Annotated in this window: 20 protein-coding genes; 14 read left to right on the top strand and 6 right to left on the bottom strand. The window is 62.7% G+C overall.

Features of this window, described 5'->3' with window-relative positions; all coding sequences use genetic code 11:
* Positions 1-138 precede the first annotated feature (138 nt).
* The 8 genes from putP (at position 139) to ACEWE8_RS04870 (ending at position 9,781) form a co-directional block, all read left to right on the top strand.
* Positions 139-1,617, top strand: a complete 1,479-nt coding sequence (gene putP / locus ACEWE8_RS04905) for a sodium/proline symporter PutP (RefSeq protein ID WP_046785060.1) — start codon at positions 139-141, stop codon at positions 1,615-1,617.
* A 129-nt stretch (positions 1,618-1,746) separates the two neighbouring features.
* Positions 1,747-2,583 carry a 23S rRNA (adenine(2030)-N(6))-methyltransferase RlmJ gene (locus tag ACEWE8_RS04900; RefSeq protein ID WP_046785061.1) on the top strand — a complete coding sequence of 279 codons (837 nt, stop codon included), beginning with the start codon at positions 1,747-1,749 and terminating at the stop codon, positions 2,581-2,583.
* A 184-nt stretch (positions 2,584-2,767) separates the two neighbouring features.
* Complete coding sequence (locus tag ACEWE8_RS04895) at positions 2,768-4,525, top strand: carbamoyltransferase (RefSeq protein WP_046785062.1); 1,758 nt, start codon at positions 2,768-2,770, stop codon at positions 4,523-4,525.
* Positions 4,509-5,639, top strand: coding sequence for a glycosyltransferase (locus tag ACEWE8_RS04890; RefSeq protein WP_046785063.1), 1,131 nt, complete (start codon positions 4,509-4,511; stop codon positions 5,637-5,639). The genes ACEWE8_RS04895 and ACEWE8_RS04890 overlap by 17 nt, the downstream gene beginning before the upstream one ends.
* A complete protein-coding gene (locus tag ACEWE8_RS04885) occupies positions 5,639-6,535 on the top strand; it encodes an antimicrobial resistance protein Mig-14 (RefSeq protein WP_046785064.1) in 897 nt (298 codons plus the stop codon). Before ACEWE8_RS04890 ends, ACEWE8_RS04885 begins: the two co-directional genes overlap by 1 nt.
* The gene (locus ACEWE8_RS04880) at positions 6,532-7,935 is read left to right on the top strand and encodes a PIG-L family deacetylase (RefSeq protein WP_367903676.1); all 1,404 of its coding nucleotides are present in this window, start codon (positions 6,532-6,534) and stop codon (positions 7,933-7,935) included. The genes ACEWE8_RS04885 and ACEWE8_RS04880 overlap by 4 nt, the downstream gene beginning before the upstream one ends.
* A 48-nt stretch (positions 7,936-7,983) precedes the next feature.
* Positions 7,984-8,940 carry a glycosyltransferase gene (locus ACEWE8_RS04875; protein ID WP_046785066.1) on the top strand — a complete coding sequence of 319 codons (957 nt, stop codon included), beginning with the start codon at positions 7,984-7,986 and terminating at the stop codon, positions 8,938-8,940.
* Between the two features lie 67 nt (positions 8,941-9,007).
* Positions 9,008-9,781: a glycosyltransferase family 2 protein gene (locus ACEWE8_RS04870; RefSeq protein WP_046785067.1), complete on the top strand. Its 774-nt coding sequence runs from the start codon at positions 9,008-9,010 to the stop codon at positions 9,779-9,781.
* 53 nt (positions 9,782-9,834) lie between these two features.
* Here ACEWE8_RS04870 and ACEWE8_RS04865 read toward each other — a convergent pair whose 3' ends face one another.
* Positions 9,835-10,440 carry a hypothetical protein gene (locus tag ACEWE8_RS04865; RefSeq protein ID WP_039603331.1) on the bottom strand — a complete coding sequence of 202 codons (606 nt, stop codon included), beginning with the start codon at positions 10,438-10,440 and terminating at the stop codon, positions 9,835-9,837.
* Between the two features lie 228 nt (positions 10,441-10,668).
* Between ACEWE8_RS04865 and msbA the strand changes: the two genes are divergently transcribed.
* Together msbA and hldE are read left to right on the top strand one after the other, a co-directional pair.
* The gene (msbA, locus tag ACEWE8_RS04860) at positions 10,669-12,477 is read left to right on the top strand and encodes a lipid A export permease/ATP-binding protein MsbA (RefSeq protein WP_046785175.1); all 1,809 of its coding nucleotides are present in this window, start codon (positions 10,669-10,671) and stop codon (positions 12,475-12,477) included.
* A 130-nt stretch (positions 12,478-12,607) separates the two neighbouring features.
* Positions 12,608-14,029 (top strand): bifunctional D-glycero-beta-D-manno-heptose-7-phosphate kinase/D-glycero-beta-D-manno-heptose 1-phosphate adenylyltransferase HldE, encoded by a 1,422-nt coding sequence (gene hldE / locus ACEWE8_RS04855; RefSeq protein WP_039602848.1) that lies wholly within the window; start codon positions 12,608-12,610, stop codon positions 14,027-14,029.
* Between the two features lie 32 nt (positions 14,030-14,061).
* On the opposite strand, the gene ACEWE8_RS04850 is transcribed toward hldE, so the two are convergent.
* The 4 genes from ACEWE8_RS04850 to ACEWE8_RS04835 all read right to left on the bottom strand — a co-directional run bounded on the left by ACEWE8_RS04850 (position 14,062) and on the right by ACEWE8_RS04835 (position 17,474).
* On the bottom strand, positions 14,062-15,030 hold the full coding sequence (locus tag ACEWE8_RS04850) for a hypothetical protein (RefSeq protein ID WP_046785068.1): 969 nt from the start codon (positions 15,028-15,030) through the stop codon (positions 14,062-14,064).
* Between the two features lie 50 nt (positions 15,031-15,080).
* Positions 15,081-15,893, bottom strand: a complete 813-nt coding sequence (locus ACEWE8_RS04845; protein ID WP_046785069.1) for an aldo/keto reductase — start codon at positions 15,891-15,893, stop codon at positions 15,081-15,083.
* A complete protein-coding gene (locus tag ACEWE8_RS04840) occupies positions 15,890-17,065 on the bottom strand; it encodes an FAD-binding oxidoreductase (protein ID WP_046785070.1) in 1,176 nt (391 codons plus the stop codon). The genes ACEWE8_RS04845 and ACEWE8_RS04840 overlap by 4 nt, the downstream gene beginning before the upstream one ends.
* A gap of 76 nt (positions 17,066-17,141) precedes the next feature.
* Positions 17,142-17,474, bottom strand: coding sequence for a multidrug efflux SMR transporter (locus ACEWE8_RS04835; RefSeq protein WP_046785071.1), 333 nt, complete (start codon positions 17,472-17,474; stop codon positions 17,142-17,144).
* An 86-nt stretch (positions 17,475-17,560) separates the two neighbouring features.
* On the opposite strand from ACEWE8_RS04835, the gene ACEWE8_RS04830 reads away from it, so the two are divergent.
* On the top strand, positions 17,561-18,451 hold the full coding sequence (locus tag ACEWE8_RS04830) for a LysR family transcriptional regulator (protein ID WP_046785072.1): 891 nt from the start codon (positions 17,561-17,563) through the stop codon (positions 18,449-18,451).
* 11 nt (positions 18,452-18,462) lie between these two features.
* A complete protein-coding gene (waaA, locus tag ACEWE8_RS04825) occupies positions 18,463-19,734 on the top strand; it encodes a lipid IV(A) 3-deoxy-D-manno-octulosonic acid transferase (protein WP_046785073.1) in 1,272 nt (423 codons plus the stop codon).
* A 42-nt stretch (positions 19,735-19,776) separates the two neighbouring features.
* Here waaA and ACEWE8_RS04820 read toward each other — a convergent pair whose 3' ends face one another.
* Positions 19,777-21,165 carry a PLP-dependent aminotransferase family protein gene (locus ACEWE8_RS04820; RefSeq protein ID WP_046785074.1) on the bottom strand — a complete coding sequence of 463 codons (1,389 nt, stop codon included), beginning with the start codon at positions 21,163-21,165 and terminating at the stop codon, positions 19,777-19,779.
* Between the two features lie 420 nt (positions 21,166-21,585).
* Here ACEWE8_RS04820 and ACEWE8_RS04815 point away from each other — a divergent pair, with 420 nt between their 5' ends.
* Together ACEWE8_RS04815 and ACEWE8_RS04810 are read left to right on the top strand one after the other, a co-directional pair.
* Positions 21,586-22,611, top strand: coding sequence for a TauD/TfdA family dioxygenase (locus ACEWE8_RS04815; protein ID WP_046785075.1), 1,026 nt, complete (start codon positions 21,586-21,588; stop codon positions 22,609-22,611).
* Between the two features lie 31 nt (positions 22,612-22,642).
* Positions 22,643-23,428 (top strand): TSUP family transporter, encoded by a 786-nt coding sequence (locus tag ACEWE8_RS04810; RefSeq protein ID WP_046785076.1) that lies wholly within the window; start codon positions 22,643-22,645, stop codon positions 23,426-23,428.
* The last annotated feature ends 25 nt before the right edge of the window (positions 23,429-23,453 follow it).

Below are 23,453 nucleotides of genomic sequence, written 5' to 3'. Positions count from 1 at the left end.
GAAAATGCACGAGAAGGTGCAACTGGCGGACGAAAAGTGGTTGCACCCTATTAACGTTGTTGCATAGGATTCGCCGCCTGGGTGCAACCGTCTCGATTCGGTTGTGCATGAAATAAAAACAAACGCCAGGGCACAAGCATGGGCAATCCACTAACGATCACTTTCGTGATCTATATCGCGGTAATGGTACTGATCGGCTTTGCCGCCTATCGCTCCACCAAGAACCTTTCCGACTACATTCTGGGCGGTCGCAGCCTGGGTAGCGTTGTCACCGCGCTTTCCGCTGGTGCTTCCGACATGAGCGGCTGGCTGCTGATGGGCCTGCCGGGCGCCATCTACTTTTCAGGTCTGTCCGAGGCCTGGATCGCCATCGGCCTGACCGTCGGTGCCTACCTCAACTGGTTGTTCGTCGCTGGCCGTCTGCGCGTGCAGACAGAGCACAACGGCGATGCGCTGACACTGCCGGACTACTTCTCCAGCCGCTTCGAAGACAGCAGCGGCGTGCTGCGGATCATTTCGGCCATCGTCATCCTGGTGTTCTTCACCATCTATTGCGCCTCCGGTATCGTCGCCGGTGCCCGTCTGTTCGAAAGTACCTTCGGCATGTCGTACGAGACTGCGCTGTGGGCCGGTGCTGCGGCAACCATCGCCTACACCTTCATCGGTGGCTTCCTGGCGGTGAGCTGGACAGACACCGTGCAGGCTTCGCTGATGATCTTCGCGCTGATCCTGACCCCGATCATCGTGCTGATCTCCACGGGCGGCTTCGACACGACCTTCCTGGCCATCGAAGCGCAGAACCCGGCGCACTTCGACATGCTCAAGGGTGCTTCTTTCATCGGCATCATTTCGCTGATGGGTTGGGGCCTGGGCTACTTCGGTCAGCCGCACATCCTGGCGCGCTTCATGGCCGCCGATTCGGTCAAATCCATCGCCAAGGCGCGCCGCATTTCCATGACCTGGATGATCCTGTGTCTGGTCGGTACCTGCGCCGTGGGCTTCTTCGGTATCGCTTATTTCTCCGCGAACCCTGACCTGGCAGGCCCGGTCACCGAGAACCACGAGCGTGTGTTCATCGAGCTGGCGAAGATCCTGTTCAACCCTTGGGTGGCCGGTGTGCTGCTGTCGGCCATTCTGGCCGCGGTGATGAGTACCTTGAGCTGCCAGTTGCTGGTGTGCTCCAGTGCGCTGACCGAGGACTTCTACAAGGCCTTCCTGCGCAAGAATGCCTCGCAGCGTGAATTGGTCTGGGTCGGTCGCCTGATGGTGCTGGCCGTGGCCCTGATCGCCATCGCCATGGCTGCCAACCCGGAAAACCGCGTGCTGGGCCTGGTGGCCTACGCCTGGGCCGGCTTCGGTGCCGCCTTCGGCCCGGTCGTGCTGATCTCGGTGCTGTGGAAAGGCATGACCCGTAACGGCGCGCTGGCCGGTATCGTGGTCGGTGCGCTGACCGTGATCCTGTGGAAACAGTTCGACACCATCGGTTTGTACGAAATCATCCCGGGCTTCCTGTTCGCCAGCATCGCCATTGTCGTGGTGAGCAAGCTGAGCAGCCCGTCGAGCAGCATGGTTTCGCGCTTTGAAACCGCTGATGCCGCGTATCACGCTGAAAAGTAATACCTGACACCTGTCGGGTCGAGGTGCCCCGGCCGCCGCTAAACCGGCGGTCGGGGCGCTGTCGATCGGCAGCCAGGCCTGACTCCGCCGGCAAGGCAAGGTAAACTTGCCGCTCGCGCAGGAGTTGCCATGAACTATCGTCACGCCTTCCACGCCGGCAACCATGCCGACGTCCTCAAGCACATCGTGCTGACCCGCCTCATCGCCCTGATGTCGCGCAAAGAACAGCCGTTCGCCTATATCGACACCCACGCCGGTTTGGGCCTGTATGACCTGCAAGGCGACCAGGCCACCCGTACCGGTGAGTACCTGGAAGGGGTCGCGCGCCTGTGGAACCGCGATGATCTACCGGCCATGGCCGCCGATTACCTGCGCATCATCAAGCGCCTGAACAGCGATGGCGAGTTGCGCTACTACCCCGGCTCGCCGGAGCTGGCCCGCCGCCTGATGCGCCAGCAGGACCGCGCCCTGCTCAACGAGAAGCACCCCGAAGACGGGCCGCTGCTCAAAGAGAACATGAAGAAAGACCCGCGCGTGGTGGTGCACCTGGGTGAAGGCTGGCATGTGCCGCGGGCGTTGCTGCCGGTGCCGGAAAAGCGCGCGATCATGCTGATCGACCCGCCGTTCGAACAGGCCGATGAGCTCAAACGTTGCACCACCTCGATGAAAGAGGCGATCGGCCGCATGCGCCAGACCGTCGCGGCCATCTGGTACCCGATCAAGGACCAGCGCTCGCTCACCCGGTTCTACCAGGACCTGACCAGCACTGGTGCGCCCAAGCTGCTGCGGATCGAGCTGTACGTTCACCACCAGGACAGCCCGCAGGGCCTCAATGGTTCGGGCCTGGCCATTGCCAACCCGCCATGGGGGCTGGAAGAAGAACTCAAGGAACTGCTGCCCTGGCTGGCCAGGGAGCTGGCGCAGACGGCCGGCAGCTACCGAATGGACTGGCTGATCGCTGAATAAAGCGGGTGCCCAGGCCGGCCCTGTCGCCGGCGCGGCGCCGCTCTTTGCGCGGCGCCGCGCCTGTCGGTGCCGGCTTGCCGGCGATAGGGCCAGTTGGAAGTGTTTGCGTTATAATCCCGCCTTTTAGCCGCCACCCGCCCCTGAGGCCGCTGGCGCATCTCTACCGAATGAAGAGGCTAATCCCTTGGCATTGACGATTCTTGGCCTGTCCGGCGCCCTTAGCCATGACCCTTCCGCGGCCCTGTACATCGACGGCAAACTGATTGCCGCCGCCGAAGAAGAGCGCTTCGTGCGTGACAAGCATGCGAAGAACCGCATGCCTTACGAGTCGGCGAAGTTCTGTCTGGAACAGGCCGGCATCAAGCCGTCCGATGTCGACGTGGTCGCCATCCCGTTCGCCCCGATCAGCCTGTTCGGCAAGGCTCGCTGGCACTATGCCAAGCGCTACTGGTATGCCCCGGACCGTGCCCTCGACGCGATCCTGATGGGCAACCGCCGTTACAAGCGCTACCGCAAGAAGATCGTCTGGTGCCTGGAGCAACTGGGCTTCGACCCGAAAAAAGTCAAGATCGAGCCGGTCGAGCACCACCTGGCGCATGCCTCCAGTGCCTATCACTGCTCGGGCTTCAAGGAAAAGACCGCGATCCTGGGTATCGACGGCAAGGGTGAGTACGCCACCACTTTCTTCGGCTATGGCGAAAACGGCAAGATCCACAAGATCAAGGAATTCTTCGACCCGGATTCGCTGGGCGGCCTGTACGGCGCGATCACCGAATTCCTCGGCTTCGAAATGCTCGATGGCGAATTCAAGGTCATGGGCATGGCGCCCTATGGCGATGCCAGCAAATATGACTTCTCCCGCCTGGCCAGCTTCGAGAACGGCGAACTGGTGATCAACACCGAGTATGCCAACGTCATCGGCCTGCGCCGCTATAAAGAGAAGGGCAAGGGCTTCTACTTCTCGCCGAAACTGATCGAATGGCTGGGCCCAAAGCGCGAAGGCGACATTGCCGACGAGCCCTATATCCATTACGCAGCGAGCATGCAGGCGCTGTTCGAGAAGCTGGCCTTGCAGATGATCGACCACTACCTGGGCGACACCCTGCGTGAAACCGGCAAGCTGGCCTTCGCTGGCGGCTGCGCGCTGAACGTCAAGCTCAACCAGAAGATCATCGCCCGTCCGGACGTCAAAGAGCTGTTCGTCCAGCCGGCCTCCGGTGACGCCGGTACTGCAGTCGGTGCTGCGGCCTATGTGTCGCATGCCCGTGGCGTACCGGTCGAGAAGATGGAGCACGTCTACCTCGGCCCTTCGTACTCCAACGAAGACGTGATCGCCGCCTGTGCCCGTCACCCGAACCAGCCGAAATGGCGCAAGCTCGACGACATGCCCCAGCAGATCGCCCGGATCATGGTCGACGGCAACCCGGTGGCCTGGTTCCAGGGCCGCATGGAATTCGGCCCGCGCGCGTTGGGTGGCCGTTCGATCATCGGCTGCCCGAGCGTCGAAGGTGTGGCTGACCGCATCAACCACCAGATCAAGTTCCGCGAACGCTGGAGACCTTTCTGCCCGTCGATGCTCGACACCGTCGCCCCGCAAATGATCAAGATCGATCACCCGGCGCCGTTCATGACCTTCACCTTCGAAGTGGCCGAAGAGTGGAAAACCCGTGTGCCGGAAGTGGTTCACGAGGATGGCACTTCGCGTGCCCAGGTGCTCAAGCGTGAGTACAACCCGCGTTACTACGACATGATGAAGGCACTGGAAGACCTGACCGGCAATGGCGTGTCGCTGAACACTTCGCTCAACCGCCGTGGCGAGCCGATGATCTGCTCGCCGACCGATGCGCTGAACATGTTCTACGGTTCGGACCTGCAGTACCTGATCATGGAAGACATTCTTGTTGTGAAGGACGGCGCCGCCGCGTATGACCAGCCGCTCTGAACCGCGCATCCTGCAGTTCTGCCATGGCTACGACGGGCCGTTCCTCGACTGCGCCCGTCAGTACGCCAGCCTGTTCCAGGGCAGCGGCTACAAGGTCACCACGGTATTTCTCACCGGCGCCGCCGACCCGCAGGTTGCGGCTGGCTGCGCGTCGGACGAGGTGCTGTTCCTCCAATTCAGCTCCAAGGCCGTCCGCGGCCTGAAGCTCGGCGCCATACGCGCCCTGCGCCGCATCGCGGCCGAGCGCAATTTCAGCTTCTGCATCGCCCACCGCTTCAAGCCGATCTACGTGGCTTTGCTGGCGACGGGCCTGCCGGTGATCGGCGTGCACCATGCGTTCGGCGACTATGAGCGCAAGGGGCGGCGCCTGTTCGCCAACCTGTTCAGCAAACGGCTGAGCCTGCTTGGCGTGTCGGACGCCGTGCGTGACGACATGCGCCGTTGCCTGCCTCAGTGGCCGGCCGAACGTATCCAGACGCTGTACAACCGTATCGACATCGAGGCCCTGCAGGCCGCACTGGTGCCGCGCGCTGAAGCGCGTCAGGCCCTTGGCCTGGATGCGCAGGCGTGGGTCGTCGGCAATGTCGGGCGCCTGCACCCGGACAAGGACCAGGCGACCTTGCTGCGCGGCTTTGCCCAAGCCCTGCCTGAGCTGCCGGCCGGCGCTCGTCTGGCGATCCTCGGCATGGGGCGCCTGGAAGACAAGCTCAAGGCGCTGGCTGGCGAGCTGGGCATTGCCGGGCAAGTCGACTTTCTGGGCCAGGTCCCGGATGCGCGCCGCTACTTCCAGGCATTCGACGTGTTTGCCCTGAGTTCCGACCATGAACCGTTCGGTATGGTCCTGCTCGAAGCCATGGTGGCCGGCGTACCTGTGCTGGCAACGGCCTGCGGCGGGGCTCGTGAAGTGGTCGAGGGCGTGGGTGTGTTGTTCCCGCTCGGCGATGCCTCGCAGCTGGCCCAAGGCTTGAAGCATATGGCGTTGCTGGACGAGCAGCAGCGCGATGCATGCGCCTCGCACATGCTGCAGCGCCTGCGCGAGCGTTTCTCCGATCAGGCCGTGCGCGAAGCCTTCTGGCAGCTGCCGCAGGTAAGCGCGCTGGTGGTGGGCAAGTGATGCTCAATCATATTCAGGCTTGGCGAGAACGCGGATGGCAGGTGATCGACGCTGCCGCCTACGCCGAGGCGTGGGCACGCTTCGGTGGCAGCGTTGCCACGCACCCGCTGGTGATCGAGCAGTTGGCGGACCTGGCGCAGATACCCGTGCGTTACCTGGGCTGGCATCAGGCAGGCGAGCTGAAGGCTGGTGTTGCGACCTGGGGGCGTCATTTGGCGCTGTCCAAGGACGTGCTCAAGCGTGCCGGCAAGAAAGGCCTGTTTGACCTGGGCAATGCCGAGATCATTCTGCCAGGCGCTGGCGATGCCGCCGCACCCTTGCGCCATACCGCGCGCTACCTGTCCGAGCTGAACCAGGGGCGCTTCAGCGGCCTGAAGGCTCAGAAAGAGCAGTTGGCGATGGCCCGGGCGCATGAAGACCTGTCGAAGAAATTCCGCTACAACCAGCGCCGCGAGTTGCGCCTGCTGGAAGAGGCGGGTGGTGTGGTGCGCCCTATTACCGATTTCAATGCCCAGCAGATCGCGGCCATGTACTGCGACCTGTTCCAGCGCCGATGGGGGTTCCCGGCCACCGGTGCCGAGCGTATGGCCGATGTGCTCGAGCGCCTGCGTGAGCTGCTGATCGGCTCGGTGCTGTTGCTCGACGACAAGCCCATCGCCATCCAGTTGGTCTATCGGGTCGAAGCACCGCAGTGGATCAGTGTCGAGTACGTCAACGGCGGCGTCGACCCTGAGACCAAGGCGTTCAGCCCTGGCAGCGTGCTGAGCTTCCTCAACACCCAGGCTGCCTGGGACGATGCCCGCGCACGCAACAAACCTCTGCGCTTCTCGTTTGGCCGTGCCGACCGCGAGTACAAGGACCGTTGGTGCAACCCCGTGCCGGTGTTCCAGGCGTGAGCCGCAAACAGCAGTTGCTCAAGCGCCACCGGCGCAACAAGCGCCTGGGGCTGCTGGCCGGCCTGGCGGTGCTGGTTGCCCTGGGCGTATTCGCCTGGTGGTGGCTGCCGTTGTTGCTGCTGCCGCTGCTCTGGGCTGCCCACGAAGCTTGGTTCGCTGATCATCTGTTCTATGCACCGGGCGAAGATTACGCCTACAACTTCGGCGAGCAGACCGGCGAAGCGCCTGTCACCTTGCGTGACGGCGTGCTCAAGGTCGATACGACGCTGCAGGGTAATGAAACACTGATCCTCGAAGTGCGGGTCAAAAGCGGATGGCTTGGGCGTTTTCTCGACCCATGTGTCGAGCTGCTGGCCGATGAGCGTGCAGACCGGCAGGCGTTCGAGCGCGGTGTCGACGGCGTTCGCTTCCTGAACCTGACCGGGCTGGCTGCACCGCTGCAGGCCGGTACGCTGCGCGTGCGCGGCCGTCACTGTCGTTTGCAGGGCCAGCCGCGTCTGTGGATAACCGCCGGCGTCGAAACGCAGCGCCGTCGCGTGATGGTGATCGCGCCGCATGCCGATGATGCCGAGCTGGCGGCCTATGGCCTTTACAGCCAGGCGGACGAAGCCTGGGTGGTGACCTTGACCGCTGGCGAAATCGAAGCAGAGCACTACCAGCAGATGGGCATGGGCAAGGCCGAGGCGGCACGGCTGAAGGGCCGTCTGCGCGCCTGGGACAGCATTGCCGTGCCGCGCTGGGCCGGGGTGCCAGAGGCGCGTTGCGTGCAATTAGGCTACTTCTGCCTGCAACTGCCCGCCATGCAGGCAGCGCCCGATGTGCCGGCCGTTTCCCGAGAAGCCGACATGGCCGATATCCGCCCGTTCCGTCGCTTCAACCCGTTGCGGTTGCCGGCCGACAGCGATGGCGCGCCAACCTGGAACAACCTGCTGGCTGACTTGCGTGCGCTGCTGGAGATGGCCCGGCCTGAAGTGCTGGTCATGCCGCACCCGCAACTGGACCCGCACCCTGATCACATCTGCGCCCATGTTGCCGTCATGCAGGCACTGCAGGGCTTGGCGTGGCAGCCGCAGACGCTGCTGTGCTATGCCAACCATCTGCACGACAACGACCGCTGGCCCATGGGCAACAGCGGCGATGGAGTGGCCTTGCCACCGCAATTGAGTGCCGACCAGCCGTGGGCACCCTGCAGCCTGGTGCTGGACCTGCCAACGCAGCGCGACAAGGCGATGGCCCTGGGCATGATGCACGACCTGCAACCTGGCGCACCGTTCAAGCGCCGAGTGCGTCGGCTGTTGCAGCGCTGGCTGGCCGGGCGCCGGCCATCGCCTTACGGTGAGAACGAGTTCTTCCGCAAGGCCGTGCGCCGGCATGAACTGTTCTGGCGCCGTGAGCTGTAGATAATGCCGATGGTTGACCGCGAAGGCGCAGAGCGCCCAAGGAAAGCAATGAAAGTCTTATTTCTGGTGCAGAAGGAACAGCGGGCGATCCTCGATCGCCTGTACGACGGCGTCGCGGCCAACTGTGAGTGCGACCTGCGCTGGTTGACCAGCGATGACCAGCGCAACCTGCGCCGTTATTTCAAACGTGAAGTGCAGGTCGAGCGCTATGACCGCATCGTCTTCTTCCTGCGCTTCAAGCAGGAGATACGCCAGGCGGCGTTCATCCGTACCGTGCCGAACCTGGTGATCCTCGAGCATGATGCCTACCAGAACTACATCCCCTGCAAGTACACCGGCAAGTTCAGTGCGCATTACCGCAAGCTGCCGTGGGCACGGGTGATCAGTTCCGGCTACATGGTCAGTGAGCGCCTGCGCCAGGAAGGTTTCGATGCGGTGTTCGTGCCCAAGGGTTATGACGAGCGCCTGCTCACGGACCAAGGGCTTGAGCGTGATATCGAGCTGGCGTTCGTCGGCAGTACCAACAGTGTTGCCTACAGCGGGCGCAAGGCGTTGCTGGATGAGCTGGGGCGGGTGGAAAACCTGGTGGTGACCCGCACCAAATCCGGCGAAGACTATTGCAACACCCTCAACCGGATCCGTTTCTTTGTCAGTGCCGATGTGGGCATGGGCGAGTACATGATCAAGAACTTCGAGGCCATGGCCTGCGGCTGCGTGTTGCTGGCGTTCGACCAAGGGGCAGAAGAAAATAGCGCCCTGGGCCTGCAGGATATGCACAACGTGGTGTTATACGACAGCATCCCGATGCTCCAGGCGAAGCTGAGCACCCTGCGCGCCGATCCGGGCCTGGCGCAGCAAATTGCGGAAAATGGGCGGGACCTGGCGGTTTCCCGCTTCAGTTTCGCTGAAGTTGGCCGTAGCATCGTCGACCATATGCGCCCGGCACTCAGGCCGCACCCGCCCTTGTCCGCCTGGCAGAGGCTGCGGTTGACGCTGGGCATTTAATCTAAAGAGCTTTCGTGGCCAGGGAGTGGCTACGCAAAGTCTGTTGTCGCAACGCGGAGGGAGTCCGGTGCGCTTTTCAAATGATAGTGATGTCACGCTTGTCGTGACCAGCTGCGGTCGGTTCGATCTGCTCAAGGAAACCCTTGAGAGCTTCGATCGCTACAACACAGCGCCCATTCGCGAGGTCTTCATTACCGAGGACTCCGGTGACGACGCTGTTCACGGTGCCGTACCCGAGCACTGGAAACCCCACTGCACGGTGTTCGTCAACCGCCCCAAGCTTGGGCAGCTGGCGTCGATCGACCTGGCGTACAGCCATGTGAAGACAGCTTACATCTTCCATTGCGAGGACGACTGGCGCTTCTATCGCCAGGCCTTCGTCGAAGACTCCAAGGCGATCCTCGAGGTCAGCCCCGATGTGCTGCAAGTCTGGTTGCGCAGCCACGCCCATGACTTGTCGATCCACAGCCCTTACATTCATCTGGGGGATCGCCAGGTGATCGCCGGCGTGCCGTGCTATCCATTGCACTCCGAGAAAGCCGAATGGCAGGCCTTTTCCCTCAACCCGGGCTTGCGTCGGCTGAGCGATTATCAGCGCTGTGCGCCATTTGCCGCCTATGCCGGCGAGAAGGCGTTGTCGCGCCGTTACGCGGAGTTGAAACTGACAGCGGTGACCCTGGAGGGTGACGCGGTACTGCACACAGGCTTTGGCAGCCACGTCACCGTGCCTGAAGAAGTGCACCGCAAGGCCAAGCGGCGTAATCGCGACCGGGTCAAGCTCGCATTGACGCTGGTGATCGGTGCCTTGGCAGGTATGGGTATATCCATCTTCGTGCACTGACACCGCGCCTGGCAGGTTTTTCAACGGCCTGCCAGGCGCTGCCGGGCTGATGTTCAACGCGCCAGCAGGGCCGCTTGGAAATCGGCGAGGGGGAAGCGGTCGCCCAGTTTCTCGCGTGCGATGTAACTCACCATATGTTGCACGTTGCGTCGAACCATACGGGCAGACAGCGGCGGGCGCAGGAAGCGCATGTCCGCAACGTCGATCAGGCCCAGCTGCTGGTCGGGCGTGACCACCACATTGCCCAGGTGCAGCGAGCGGAAGTACACGCCGCTACGGTGCAACTGGCGGATCAGGGTGATCAGGCGGGGCAGGTAGATGTCCCAGCTGAAGCCTTCGTCCCGTGACATCTGCAGCAGCGTGCGCCCCGGCAATGGCCGGTACAGCACCGCTGTTCTGCCCGGCAGGTCGAGCTTGTGCTGGCTGATTACCTCGAGCGTAGGGATGCCCAGCTGCGCAAGGCGCGCAGCGTTGTCCACGAAGCGCTGGGAGTAGGGGCGCAGCAGCGCAGATGAAATCAGACGCTTGCGCCGAAAAACCTTGAGGAAGTTACCATCCTCAAGCAGGTAGACTTTGGCGCCATGGCTGTCCGCCTCCAGTATCTGGGCGCCAAGTGTCAGCTGATCGAAGTCGACCTGGGTGAGCCGAGAGCATTGCATGAGTTGAGCCTTGTCGTCTGGCGAGCAAAATGACCGGCAATAATGCCGAAAATAATCCTCCAGCACCACGTTGGTCTCTTTTGACTGACCAGGGGGGCTCATACCGTACGAAAAAAACCGGGTGCAAGCCTTGTGGGCCGCCGGCCTGGCATGTTGTTGCCTCGCAGGCGTGCCGAAAATGACGCCTGTGGTAAAATTTCCGGTTCAACCTGAACAGCGAGCTCGATGATGGCCGAAACACCGCTACCGGCGGAGCACACCTCCAGCCTGAAGATCTACTTCCGGTTGCTGAGCTACGTGAAACCCTATATCGGCATTTTCCTGCTGAGTATTATCGGTTTCGTGATCTTTGCCTCGACCCAGCCAATGCTGGCCGGGATCCTCAAGTACTTTGTCGATGGCCTGAGCAACCCCGAAGCGGTGTTGTTCCCCAACGTGCCCTACTTGCGCGACCTGCAATTGCTGCAGGCGGTACCGCTGCTGATCATCCTGATCGCCGCATGGCAGGGCCTGGGTTCGTTCCTCGGCAACTATTTCCTGGCCAAGGTTTCCCTTTCCCTGGTGCATGACCTGCGCGTGGAGTTGTTCAACAAGCTGCTGGTACTGCCCAACCGCTATTTTGACAATCACAACTCCGGGCACCTGATTTCACGCATCACCTTCAACGTGACCATGGTAACGGGGGCCGCCACCGATGCAATCAAGGTGGTGATCCGTGAAGGCCTGACCGTGGTGTTCCTGTTTGCCTACCTGCTTTGGATGAACTGGCACCTGACCCTGGTAATGGTCGCCATCCTGCCGGTGATCGCGGTAATGGTCAGCGTCGCCAGCAAGAAATTCCGTAAACAGAGCAAGAAAATCCAGGTGGCGATGGGCGACGTGACCCACGTAGCTTCCGAAACCATCCAGGGCTACCGTGTGGTGCGCAGCTTCGGCGGCGAGGCTTACGAGCAGCAGCGCTTTGGCCGTGCCAGCCAGAGCAACACCGACAAACAGCTGCGCATGACCAAGACAGGCGCCCTGTACACGCCGATGCTGCAACTGGTGATCTACAGCGCCATGGCCGCTTTGATGTTCCTGGTGCTGTTCCTGCGGGGCGACTCGACCGCCGGTGATCTGGTGGCCTACATCACTGCTGCGGGCCTGCTGCCAAAGCCGATCCGCCAGCTTTCTGAGGTCAGCTCGACCATCCAGAAAGGCCTTGCCGGTGCTGAAAGCATCTTCGAGCAGCTCGACGAGCAGCCCGAGATCGACCGCGGTACGATCGAGAAGGAGCGGGTGGCCGGTCGCCTCGAAGTACGCAACCTGAGCTTCACCTACCCAGGTACCGATCGCGAAGTGCTGAGCGACATCAGCTTTACCGCCGAGCCTGGGCAGATGATCGCACTGGTCGGGCGCTCTGGTAGCGGCAAGTCGACCCTGGCGGCGCTGATCCCGCGCTTCTATCACCACGATCAGGGGCAGATTCTGCTCGATGGCGTGGAGATCGAAGACTACCGCCTGCGCAACCTGCGCCGGCACGTTTCGCAGGTGACCCAGCATGTGACCCTGTTCAACGACACAGTGGCCAACAACATTGCCTACGGCGACCTGGCCGGCGCGCCGCGCGCAGACATCGAAGCTGCGGCTGCCGATGCCTATGCCAAGGAGTTCGTCGACCAGCTGCCCAAGGGCTTTGACACCGACGTGGGTGAAAACGGCGTGCTGCTGTCCGGTGGCCAGCGCCAGCGCCTGGCGATTGCCCGGGCCCTGTTGAAGAACGCGCCGCTGCTGATCCTCGACGAAGCGACTTCGGCACTGGACACGGAGTCCGAGCGGCATATCCAGGCTGCCCTGGACCATGTCATGCAGGGCCGCACCACGCTGGTGATCGCGCACCGCCTGTCGACCATCGAAAAAGCCGACCAGATCCTGGTGATGGACCAAGGCCGCCTGGTGGAGCGCGGTACCCATGCCGAGCTGCTGGCAGCCAATGGCTATTATGCCCGCTTGCACGCCATGGGGCTGGACGAGCCGGCGAAGGCCGATATCACCTGAGTTGCCCTTGATCGGGGCCGTACGGCCCCGATTGTCACCGGAATTTTCCAGGGCCCGATCTGGCCGTAAAGCCGTCGCCTACCCTGTGCTAATATCCTGCCCCTGTTCATTATTTTCATATGGGTTGCCCATGAAGTTGTCCATGCCGCGTTTCGATCAAGCCCCGGTATTGGTGGTCGGCGATGTCATGCTGGACCGCTACTGGCATGGCGGTACTTCGCGTATCTCGCCTGAAGCGCCAGTGCCGGTGGTCAAGGTCGATCAGATCGAGGATCGCCCCGGCGGCGCGGCCAACGTTGCGTTGAACATCGCCGCCCTCGGTGCCCCGGCGGCACTGATCGGCGTTACCGGCCAGGATGAGGCCGCCGACAGCCTGGCCAACAGCCTGCAGGCTGCGGGGGTGCGTTCGGTGTTCCAGCGCATTGCGCACCAGCCGACCATCGTCAAGCTGCGGGTCATGAGCCGTCACCAGCAGCTGTTGCGCATCGATTTCGAAGAGCCGTTCGCCACTGACCCGCTGTCGCTGGGCGCCGAAGTCGAGAGCCTGCTCGAGGGTGTCAAGGTGCTGGTGTTGTCCGACTACGGCAAAGGCGCACTGAAAAATCATCAGAGCCTGATCGAAGCCGCACGTGCCAAGGGTATTCCGGTACTGGCCGACCCCAAGGGCAAGGACTTCTCCATCTACCGCGGTGCCAGCCTGATCACGCCGAACCTCAGCGAGTTCGAGACCATTGTCGGCCGCTGCGCCGATGAGGCCGAGCTGGTCGCCAAGGGCCTGCAGCTGCTGCTGGACCTTGACCTGGGCGCGTTGCTGGTGACCCGTGGCGAGCACGGCATGACCCTGCTGCGCACCGGCCAGCCGGCGCTGCACCTGCCGGCCCGTGCCCGCGAAGTGTTCGATGTGACCGGCGCTGGCGATACCGTGATTTCCACCCTGGCTGCGGCCATCGCGGCCGGTGAAGACCTGCCCCACGCGGTCGCCCTGGCCAACCTTGCGGCTGGCATCGTGGTCGGCAAACTGGGTACTGCAGCGATCAGCGCACCTGAGCTGCGTCGCGCGATCCAGCGCGAGGAAGGTTCCGAGCGTGGCGTGCTGGGCCTGGAGCAATTGCTGCTGGCCATCGACGATGCGCGTGCGCACAACGAGAAGATCGTGTTCACCAATGGGTGTTTCGACATCCTGCATGCAGGGCATGTGACGTACCTCGAGCAGGCGCGTGCCCAGGGTGATCGTCTTATCGTCGCGGTCAACGACGATGCCTCGGTAAGCCGTCTGAAGGGCCCTGGCCGCCCGATCAACAGTGTCGATCGGCGCATGGCCGTGCTGGCTGGGCTGGGCGCGGTGGACTGGGTCATCAGCTTCCCTGAAGGTACGCCGGAGAACCTGCTGAGCCAGGTGAAACCGGATGTGCTGGTCAAGGGCGGTGACTACGGTATCGACCAGGTGGTGGGTGCCGATATCGTCAAGGGCTACGGCGGCACCGTGAAGGTGTTGGGCTTGGTCGAGAACAGCTCGACGACCGCGATAGTCGAAAAAATCCGCAAGAACTGATGTGCCCGGGGCCGTAAGGCGGCCCCGGATATTCATTTGTTCAGCGAGGTGCGCGCGCGCTCCAGCAGTGCCCGCGCCTTGTCGCCAAAGCGTCGCAGGTGCGAAGCCTTTGCGGTTTTGCGCTCCACCAGCCCCTGCTGCTTTACCCAATCCTTCCAGCGTATCCGCTCGTCCGCGACCACCCACCCGTCCTGCCGGGCAAAGCTCTCCGCCAGGTACAGCCCGCGGGTGCTGGCCGGCACCAGTTCATCTTTCCTCAATGTATACAGCTCGGCCTGCGGCTGACCGTCCTGCACCGGCATCAGGTACAGGTCGGGCCGTTTACGGTTGAGCCGGGCGACCAGCTGATCACCTTCAAGGCGTTCATCGACATGGAACAGGCTCAGCTTCTTGGCGTCCCTGGGTACTTGCAGGCGCATGTCGTAGATCAGTTGCAGCGATGCCGTAGGCAGGTGCACGTAGGCCCGTGGGCGCTCCAGCAACATCAGGTTGCCGCAATGCACCGGCCGGGCGGCACCCGATTCCGGCGTCAGCACGAACGGCAGCGCTTCCCGGTAGTGCAGGGCAGCAGCGTAAGGTGCAGGTAGCCAGGTGTCGTTGAAGCGACCACCCAGCCAGCCCTCCGGGGTTTCCAGCAGGCACTCTTCCGCCACTTCCTGTACCGCGGTGTGCAGCGGCAGGTTGAGCTCCTGAGCCGGGACATACCCTGAAATCAATTTAAGCACCACGTCGCCCCGGTCCTGGCGGCGCTGACGCACCAGTACCCAGTAGTCGCGGTTCTGCCAGTGCAGGGTCAGGCGTACCGAGACACCCAGGTTGGCCAGTTCCGCTACGAAGCGCTGGTTATCGGGTAGCTGGATGGCCCGGCGCCGTTGTTGGGTCTGGGCGAAGTTCACCGGCATGCCGATGCTCTGGTAGACCAGGCTCTCGGGGGTGGCTTCGACATGCAATGGCAGTGTTTTGAAGTTGCTCGGGTTCTTGCGAATCAGCGTACGCGGCACGAGGCTCCTCCTTGCGTCGGGTCAGTCTCCAGGCCCGGGGTGGGGACAACTCAATGCTGGCCCAAAATGCGGGCGACCGTGGCCACATTGTGGGCCAGGTGCAACGGGTTGATGGTGCCGACGATAGCACTGCTGACGCCAGGGTGGGCGAACAGCAGTTCGAAGCTGGCGTGTACCGGGTCGACACCAGGTGCGAGGCAGACATGCCCACTGGCCAAGGCCTTCTTCACCAGAATGGCTTTGCCGTGCTCGGCAGCGTAGTCCAGTACCGGTCGTTCTGCCTGCTCGTTGAGGTTGAAGGTGACCATGGCACAGTCGCCCTGCTCGAGTGCCTTCAGCCCGCCGGCGACAGTTTTGCCCGACAGGCCGTAGCCGAGGATCTTGCCCTCCTGCTTGAGGGCTGCGAGGGTCTGATAGACCTCTTGCTGCTCGAGAATCTCCAGGTCGTTGCCATCGGAGTGCACCAGCACCAGTTCGATACGGTCGGTTTCCAGCCGGCGCAGGCTGCGTTCGACCGAAAGACGGGTGTGGGCTGCACTGAAGTCGAAGCGCGACAGGCCGTTTTCGAACTCTTCGCCAACCTTGCTGACGATCACCCATTCATCGCGCTGGCCGCGCAGCAGCGGCCCCAGGCGCTCTTCGCTGCGGCCATAGGCCGGTGCCGTGTCGATCAGGTTGATACCCAATTCGCGCGCCTGGGCCAGCAGCAGGCGCGCTTCGTCATCGCCGGGGATCGTGAACCCGGTGGGGTACTTCACGCCTTGGTCGCGGCCAAGCTTGACCGTGCCCAGGCCCAGAGGGGACACCTTCAAGCCTGTGCTGCCCAGCGGGCGGTAGAAGTCGTGCAGGGTCGGCAGGGTCATGGCAGCAGTTGCTCCCAGGCGGGCACGCCGAGTGGCGGGCGTGGCAGCCCTGCAAGCTCGGCCTGGGCGCTTGGGCGGATGCCGTCACGTTCCAGGCTGGCCAGCACACGGTCACTGAAGTCGGGCGCCAGGGCAAGTTTGGTCGGCCAGCCCACCAGTAGGCGCTGCTGGTCGGCGAGGAACGCGTTGTCGGGCCGCACCAGGCCCGATTGTGCAGGCTCAGCGCGGTCGACCCGCAGCGTGGCCCAGCGGACCAGGCGTTGATCTACCCACGGCAAGAGCTGGCTGATTTCCTTCTGGGCTGCGGCAATCTGTGCAGCCGTGTCGCGTGCTACGCCATCGGCTTCAGCCAGGTCGCCGCCCAGGTACCAGACCCATTGGCCATCGGCTGCGGGGTGGGTGGTGATGGTGACGCGCGGCTTGGGGCCGCCGCCCAGGCAGTGGGCATACAGTGGTTTGAGGTTAGGGCCTTTGGCCATGACCATATGCAGCGGCCGTGTTTGCATGGCCGGTTGCTCAAGGCCCAGGGCGTGAAGCAGGCCCTCGGTGCCCGCGCCAGCACTGAGCACGATGCGCTGGGCCCGTACTTCACGGCCGTCCACGCGCAGGCCAACCAGTGAATCACCTTCACGCAGGGGCTCGATGTGCTCACCGGCGAGCAAGGAGTCGCCAGCCAGTTCAGCCAGGTTGGCCAGCAGGCTGGGGACATCGATCACCAGTTCGGCCAAGCGATACACCTTGCCTTTGAAGGCGCGGTCTTGCAGTGCGGGAGGCAACTGGTCCCCCTTGACCTGGTCAACCCGGCCGCGCACGGCTTTGCTGGCGAAGAAGCTGGTGAGGTTGCCGGCCAGGGTGCCGGGCGACCACAGGTAGTGGGCGTCGGAAAGCAGGCGGGTGCGGCTCAGGTCCAGTTCGCCGCTGCCGGCCACGGCTTCGCGCCAGCGCCGTGGCATGTCGGCGATGGCTTCCGAGGCCCCCGTCAACGCACCGTGCAGGGCGTACTTGGTACCGCCATGGATGATGCCCTGGGACTTGATGGTCTGTTCGCCGCCAAGGCTGGCGCGCTCCACCAGCACTGTCGAATAACCCAGGCGGCGCAGGCGGGCATTGAGCCACAGGCCTGCGACCCCGGCGCCGACGATGAGCACGTCAGTGGAAATGGCGGATGGCATGGCGGTACCTCGAAGTCTGGGACAGCTGGCAAGTATACAGGCTATGCCTGGCTTGGCTCATCGCCGACAGGCCCCATCAATGCCCGGCAGTCTTGGAGAACAACTGGATCACCACCACGCCGCCAACGATCATCGCCATCCCCAGCATCGCCGGCACATCGAGTTTCTGCCCATAGATCACCAGCGCCGCCACGCTGATCAGCACAATCCCAAGCCCCGACCAGATCGCATAGGCGATACCCACCGGAATGCTGCGCACCACCAGCGTCAGCATCCAGAACGCGATGGCATAGCCGACCACCATCAGCAGAAGGGGCAATGGCGTGCTCAGGCCTTTCACAGCCTTCATGGAGGCTGTGGCGATGACTTCGGCGACAATGGCGATGGCGAGGTAGGTGTAGGCGTTCATGGTTCGTTCCTCCGGTTCTGGGCGGGCATTCTAGAGTGTCCCTGAATGCGGTAAAGTCATTACCTATCACTCTGGGAGATAGGTTGATGGCCGAACAGTGGAGCCTCGAGCAGTTGCGTACCTTTGTGCGCGTCGTCGAACTGCGCTCGTTTTCTGCCGTCGCCCGCGAGCAGCGCAAAGCGCAGTCCGCCATCAGCAATGCCATTGCAATGCTCGAAGCGGACCTCGGCGTCACTTTGTTCGAGCGCAGCAGCGGCCGTCAGCCCAGGCTGACCGAAAACGGTACCGCGCTGCTGGAGGATGCCCGCGAACTGCTGCGCCAGTGCGAACGGCTCGATGGCCGCGCTCTGGCCCTGATGCGTGGCCAGGAAGCCTTGTTGCGGGTGGCCCAGGATGAAGCCATGCCTTATCAACCTGTGATCGACAGCCTCGACGAACTGGCCAGTCATTACCCTTTTCTGGAAGTGCAACTGGCCAGCGGTGCCCAAGGTGATGTAGCGCGCAAGCTGGTGGAGCGACGTGCAGACCTGGGTTTGTTTTTCCACCATGAAAGCATGCCTGCCTCACTGGAGCGGCGTGCCCTGGGTAGCGTGGAGATGGTCACGGTGTGCGCGGTGGATCATCCATTGGCGCGTGAAAGCCGCGTCACACGCCAGCAGCTGGCACGTTACCGCCAGTTGCTGATCGCCCCGCAGCAAAGTGGCTACCCCGGCGGCGAAGCGATCAGCCCGCAGGTATGGCGCGCCGACAGCTTCTACGCCATGGCCGAGCTGTTGATGCGAGGGCTGGGCTGGGCGTGGCTGCCACGCCACGTGGTGCAATACCCGACCTACCAGGCGCACATGGTCGAGCTGGCCAGCGAATGGCGGCCCCCGGCCTTGGTCGTCGAACTGGCCTGGCGCCGTGACGAACCGCTGGGGCCCGCCGCGCAATGGCTGGCCGAGCGCTTTGCGGTGCACTTGCGCGCGATCGGGTAAACTTCGCCGCCATGAACAGAACTCTCTATACCCTGTTGTTCCACCTGGGCCTGCCGCTGGTCGCGCTGCGCCTTTACCTGCGTGCACGCAAGGCCCCGGCCTACGGCCAGCGTATCGGCGAACGTTTCGCCCGCAATCTGCCGGCGATGCGCCAGGGTGGCATCTGGGTACATGCCGTATCGGTAGGTGAAAGCATTGCCGCCGCGCCCCTGGTGCGAGCCTTGCTCAAGGCCTACCCGGACCTGCCGGTCACGCTCACCTGCATGACCCCCACCGGCTCAGAGCGCATTCGCGCGCTGTTCGCCGATGAACCACGCATCCAGCATTGCTACCTGCCTTATGACCTGCCGTGGGCGGCGGGGCGTTTTCTCGACCATGTGCGCCCGCGGCTGGGCATCATCATGGAAACCGAGCTGTGGCCCAACCACATTCACCAATGCGCCAAGCGTGGCATTCCGGTTGCGCTGGCCAATGCTCGGTTGTCCGAGCGTTCCGCTCGTGGCTACGCGCGTTTCGCCAAACTGACCCGGCCGATGCTCGCCGAGATGAACCTGATTGCAGTGCAGACCGAAACCGAGGCGCAACGCTTCCGCGACTTGGGTGCGCGTCCTGAGTGCGTGCAGGTCACAGGTTCGATCAAGTTCGACCTGAAGGTCGATGACCAGCTTTTGCCGCGTGCCAGGGCACTGCGTGAACAGTGGGGCGCAAGCGAGCGGCCGGTGTGGATTGCGGCCAGTACCCATGAGGGTGAGGACGCGCTGATCCTGCAGGCTCATCAGCAGTTGCTGCAGGCGCATGGCGACGCGCTGCTGATCCTGGTGCCGCGCCACCCCGAGCGTTTCGATGCAGTGCATGCCTTGTGCTGCGGGCAGTTCGCTACCGTGCGCCGTTCTGCCGGTGCGGCGGTCGATGGCCAGACCCGCGTGCTGCTCGGCGATACGATGGGCGAGCTGCTGTTCCTCTACGCACTGGCCGACATCGCTTTCGTTGGCGGTAGCCTGGTCGCCACTGGCGGCCACAACCCTCTGGAGCCGGCAGCGCTGGCACTGCCGGTGATCATGGGGCCGCATGTGTTCAACTTCCTCGAAATCAGCGCGATGTTGCGTGATGCCGGGGCGTTGCAGCAGGTGGACGATGCCCAAGGGTTGGCACAGGCAGTGCGGCAGTTGATCGAATTGCCGCAGGATGCCCGGCGCATGGGTGAGGCGGGCAGGGCGGTGATGCAGGCCAATCAGGGGGCCTTGCAGCGGTTGCTGGATGGGCTGGCGCGGTTGACCCGCTGAGCCGCATCACGGTTCGTGAGCCCCCTGCGGCCCTGTTCATCTCTAGTAGAAAAGCCGCGGCTCGGACGAATCCAGCAAGCTGGCGAGTTTGGTCAGGGCAAAGCTCAGCTCGGCGCGGCTTGGCGTCATCAGGGCGATGCGCACGCCACAGCTGGCTGGGCTGCGCTCAGGCAGGAACTGGCTGCCGCTGACCACGGTTACGCCATTGTTGCGCGCCAGGTTGGCGAACTCATCGCTGGTCCATGGCTCAGGGAGTTCCAGCCAGATATGGAAGCTGTTGGGCTGGCTGCGCACCTTGTACCTGCCAAGGATTTCCTGGGCCATCAACTGGCGTGCGGCGGCTTCTTCCTGCTGCACCCGCACCAACTGCTCGGCCATGCCGCTGTTGATCAGGTTGCTGGCCAGCTGAGCCATCAGCGGGGAGGGCATCCAGACGCTGCTGCGCACCATAGACGACAACCGTGACAGCGTTTGTGGCGGCGCGTAGAGGTAGCCGATACGCAGGGCCGGCAGCACGCTCTTGGACAGGCTGGTCAGGTACACCGAGCGCTCAGGTGCATAGGCGGCCAAGGGCTTGTAGTCAGGCGCCGGTTCGAGGAAGCCGTAGATATCGTCATCCACGATGAACAGGTCGAACTCGCGGGCAATCTGGGCGATAGCCTCGCGACGCGCGTGCGGCATTACCGAGTTGGTCGGGTTCTGGTGAGTGGTCACACATACCAGCAGCGAGGGGCGGTGCTCCAGGCAGGCGGCCCGCAAGGCCTCGGGCATCAGGCCGTGCTCGTCCATGGCTACCCCGCGCAAGCGGCGGCCCATGCTGTGGGCAAGGGAAATGATGCCGGGGTAGCAGAGCGACTCGCAGAGGATCACATCATCGCTTTTCGACAGGCTGCTGATCGCTACCAGCAGGCCATGCTGGGCGCCGGAGGTCAGCACCACCTGTTGCGCGCGAGCTTCGGGCAACCAGCGCTGAATCCATGTGGCGCCAGCCTGCTTGTGCGTCGCATGGCCACCGTCGGTAACGTAGTCGAGCACTTGGTCAAGGTCGGGGGAAGCCGCCAGCTCGGTGATCGCTCCGCGCAGCCAGTCGGCCATGTGCGCATCGTTGGGCTTGATGATCGAAAGGTCGATCTGGCCGCTTTCATGCTTGAGCGGTGCGGGCCGCGAGAATGCGGTGGGGGTAGGCGCCGGTCGTTGCTGCAGGACGAAAGTACCGCGGCCAACCTCGCCCACCACCAGGCCCCGCTTGGCCGCTTCGTCATAGGCTCGGCCAATGGTGCCAGGCGTCACGTGCAATGACTCGGCAAGATCCTTGAGTGTTGGCAGGCGGTCGCCAGGCGCCAGCCGGCCGTTGCCTATGTCCTGTTCAAGAGCATCGGCAATCATCAGGTAGACCGGCTGCGCCAGGTCGCTGTAGTGAGGAACCCACATGGAAATGGCACCAGAATCTGCAAGAACGCGGAAGCCTAGCACGAAAGGCAAGATCGGAGTAATCGCGTTTTTTGTATGTGAATTGCCTCTATTGATATGACTTGAAGGCTTGTCGCAGCGGGTCCTCCCTACACAACGGGAGCGCAAGCGTGAGCGCGATCAATCCACGTTCAGAAGAAATCTTTTGAAATCAATAAGTTGATTGATTCGATTCAATGCTGATGGCAATCGGCCAATGAAATAAATTGAATCGATTCTATTTTTGTAATTACAATGATTGAGTCGGTGCAATTTGGTGGTGCCTGGAGCAGCACCCCTCGTTCGCATCGCTTAGCTGTGAACGGTTTCAAAAAAAGACAATGACTGCCGCCTCTGCCCGGCATGGCACGACACCGAATGGCCAATGGAATAGCACTCGAAATGGAAAGCGCATACCTGCAACAAGCAGCCGAGCCTCAGACTTCACTGGAGATCCGCCTGCCCTGGGTTGTCTCCAGTGCCTGGCAAACCTTGCTGAGCAACACCCCGCTCGATTTCGAAACCAGCAAAGAGCTTTACCCGCAACTCAAGGAGCAGGCGCAGGAGGTCTTGGGCAAAGCGCTGTGCCAGCAAATCCGGGGGTTCGTTGAAGATCCGCAACTGACCAGCATGATCGTGCGTAATTGCCCGCGCGATCGCGATGTGCCTCCTACCCCTTACTCCGGTGTGCTCAGCCCACGCAGCACGCCGATTGCCTGCCTGGTCAGCCTGACCATGCAGAACCTGATGGGCATCAACCCGGTTGTCTACGAGGGTGAAAATGACGGTCGGCTGTTTCGCCATGTCATCCCGGCCCGAACTTCATCCAGCCACAAGAGCTCGCATGGCTCACGGCTGCGATTTTCCTATCACGTAGACAATCCCGACCTGCCATTGTCTTCCGAGCCGCTGGGTACGGTTTCCTGCTGCCCGGAATACCTGTCGTTCTTCGGCATGCGCTGTGATCCACGTATCAGCACCACCTTGGTCAACCTGGATGCAGTGATCGCGTCGCTGCCCTTGGCTACCGTGCGCGAACTGTGCGAAGCGCAATTCGAAATCCGCCGCCCTGACTCGTTCACCGGTAACCGCCGCTGCACCGCCGAACTGCCGGTGCTGGTGCGTGGCCATTCAGGCGAGTGGTTGTGCCGCTTCGACAGCGAGAACACCCACGGGCTGAACCTGCGCGCCGAGCAGGCCCTGGCCACCCTGCGCGGCTTGCTGGAAACCCGGCGTTTCGATGAGCCGCACCTGCTGCTGCCAGGCGACTTCATGATCTTCAAGAACCAGCGCGTGCTGCATGCCCGCGATGGCTTCGAGCCGCAGAACGACGGCGCTGACCGTTGGCTGCTGCGGGTGTTCGCGGTCAACGACCTGAACCGTGTGCGCTTCGCCCGGGCCGACCACCTTTACGAAGTGCTCTCCTGATTTCTTTTCATTTTTCGACGGAATTACTGCTATGGAACTGTTAGGCGCTTACTGGGCAGAACACTGGCTGCTGGCGATCCTGCTGCTGGGCGCCATTGCCTTTGTCGCAGGCTTTGTGGACAGCATTGCCGGGGGTGGCGGGTTGTTCCTGGTACCAGGGTTTCTGCTGGTGGGCATGCCGCCTCAGGTAGCCCTGGGGCAGGAAAAACTGGTCAGTACGCTGGGCACGCTGGCTGCCATCCGCAATTTCCTGGCCAACAGCAAGATGGTCTGGCAGGTGGCACTGGTCGGCGTGCCGTTCTCACTGCTCGGCGCCTACCTGGGGGCGCACCTGATCGTGTCGATCTCTCAGGAAACCGTAGGCAAGATCATTCTGGCGTTGATCCCTTTCGGCATCCTGATCTTCCTCACCCCCAAAGACCGCCCGATCGAGGAGCGAGAGCTGTCGGCGCGGATGCTCTACACCGTCGTGCCGGTGACCTGCCTGGCCATCGGTTTTTACGACGGCTTCTTCGGCCCAGGCACTGGCAGCATGTTCATCATCGCCTTCCACTACCTGCTGCGCATGGACCTGGTTTCCAGTTCGGCCAACTCCAAGACCTTCAACTTCGCCTCCAACATCGGTGCGCTGGTCGCATTCATCATGGCCGGCAAGGTGGTCTACCTGCTGGCGTTGCCGCTGGTGGCCTGCAACATCCTCGGTAATCACATGGGCAGTGCACTGGCGCTGCGCAAAGGCAACGACGTGGTGCGCAAGGCGCTGGTGTTCTCGATGTTGTGCCTGTTCACCAGCCTTGGCGTGAAGTACCTGGTCTGACATTACCTTCTGGGAGACAAACCTT

Origin of the sequence: Pseudomonas sp. TR47 (assembly GCF_044143025.1) — a bacterium.
Taxonomy (GTDB): Bacteria; Pseudomonadota; Gammaproteobacteria; order Pseudomonadales; family Pseudomonadaceae; genus Aquipseudomonas; species Aquipseudomonas putida_E.
This window is presented reverse-complemented; position numbering and strand designations above follow the sequence as displayed.

What these genes read in the sequence shown, in the direction of transcription:
- putP (WP_046785060.1), top strand. Translation starts at nt 139, where the DNA reads ATGGGCAATCCACTAACGATCACTTTCGTGATCTATATCGCGGTAATG.
- ACEWE8_RS04900 (WP_046785061.1), top strand. Translation starts at nt 1,747, where the DNA reads ATGAACTATCGTCACGCCTTCCACGCCGGCAACCATGCCGACGTCCTC.
- ACEWE8_RS04890 (WP_046785063.1), top strand. Translation starts at nt 4,509, where the DNA reads ATGACCAGCCGCTCTGAACCGCGCATCCTGCAGTTCTGCCATGGCTAC.
- ACEWE8_RS04885 (WP_046785064.1), top strand. Translation starts at nt 5,639, where the DNA reads ATGCTCAATCATATTCAGGCTTGGCGAGAACGCGGATGGCAGGTGATC.
- ACEWE8_RS04875 (WP_046785066.1), top strand. Translation starts at nt 7,984, where the DNA reads ATGAAAGTCTTATTTCTGGTGCAGAAGGAACAGCGGGCGATCCTCGAT.
- ACEWE8_RS04865 (WP_039603331.1), bottom strand. Translation starts at nt 10,440, where the DNA reads ATGCAATGCTCTCGGCTCACCCAGGTCGACTTCGATCAGCTGACACTT.
- msbA (WP_046785175.1), top strand. Translation starts at nt 10,669, where the DNA reads ATGGCCGAAACACCGCTACCGGCGGAGCACACCTCCAGCCTGAAGATC.
- hldE (WP_039602848.1), top strand. Translation starts at nt 12,608, where the DNA reads ATGAAGTTGTCCATGCCGCGTTTCGATCAAGCCCCGGTATTGGTGGTC.
- ACEWE8_RS04845 (WP_046785069.1), bottom strand. Translation starts at nt 15,893, where the DNA reads ATGACCCTGCCGACCCTGCACGACTTCTACCGCCCGCTGGGCAGCACA.
- ACEWE8_RS04840 (WP_046785070.1), bottom strand. Translation starts at nt 17,065, where the DNA reads ATGCCATCCGCCATTTCCACTGACGTGCTCATCGTCGGCGCCGGGGTC.
- ACEWE8_RS04835 (WP_046785071.1), bottom strand. Translation starts at nt 17,474, where the DNA reads ATGAACGCCTACACCTACCTCGCCATCGCCATTGTCGCCGAAGTCATC.
- ACEWE8_RS04830 (WP_046785072.1), top strand. Translation starts at nt 17,561, where the DNA reads ATGGCCGAACAGTGGAGCCTCGAGCAGTTGCGTACCTTTGTGCGCGTC.
- waaA (WP_046785073.1), top strand. Translation starts at nt 18,463, where the DNA reads ATGAACAGAACTCTCTATACCCTGTTGTTCCACCTGGGCCTGCCGCTG.
- ACEWE8_RS04820 (WP_046785074.1), bottom strand. Translation starts at nt 21,165, where the DNA reads ATGTGGGTTCCTCACTACAGCGACCTGGCGCAGCCGGTCTACCTGATG.
- ACEWE8_RS04815 (WP_046785075.1), top strand. Translation starts at nt 21,586, where the DNA reads ATGGAAAGCGCATACCTGCAACAAGCAGCCGAGCCTCAGACTTCACTG.
- ACEWE8_RS04810 (WP_046785076.1), top strand. Translation starts at nt 22,643, where the DNA reads ATGGAACTGTTAGGCGCTTACTGGGCAGAACACTGGCTGCTGGCGATC.